The sequence below is a fragment of the Mycobacterium sp. WUMAC-067 genome, assembly GCF_020217485.1.
Lineage (GTDB): Bacteria > Actinomycetota > Actinomycetes > Mycobacteriales > Mycobacteriaceae > Mycobacterium.
The window spans coordinates 1-469 of the sequence record NZ_JAEKMI010000196.1 but is presented as its reverse complement, the minus strand read 5'-3'; the positions used below and the strand labels follow the sequence as shown (position 1 = coordinate 469).

Sequence of the window (469 nt, the reverse complement as noted above, 5' to 3'; positions counted from 1 at the left end):
ATCCTGGGCAGCACCAAATCGGGGTCCGCGATTGGCACTCTGGTTGAGCGCACCACCCGTTTTGTCATGCTCTTGCACCTGCCCGATGACCACGGCGCCCTGGCGGTGCAAAACGCCATCGTGGCCAAAATGGCCGAGTTGCCCGACCATCTACGCCGCTCGTTGACCTGGGACCAGGGCAAGGAGTTGACCAACCACCTCGCCATCGCTGACGCCACTGACTTGGATATCTACTTCTGCGATCCACACTCGCCGTGGCAACGCGGTAGTAACGAGAACACCAATGGGCTTTTGCGCCAATACTTTCCGAAAGGCACCGACCTATCGGTCTATGGCGCCGGCTACCTGGACTACGTCGCCGCCGAACTCAACGGACGACCACGCCAAACCCTGGACTGGAATACACCCGCCGAAGCCCTCAACGAACTATTGTCCAAACCACCCACCGTTGCATCCACCGCGTGAAACC

Annotated in this window: 1 protein-coding gene; it reads left to right on the top strand. The window is 59.7% G+C overall.

Annotated features, from left to right (window positions below; genetic code table 11):
* A partial coding sequence (locus tag JF781_RS28200; protein WP_225341383.1) for an IS30 family transposase occupies window positions 1-465 on the top strand: 465 nt, incomplete at its 5' end.
* Between the last annotated feature and the right edge of the window lie 4 nt (window positions 466-469).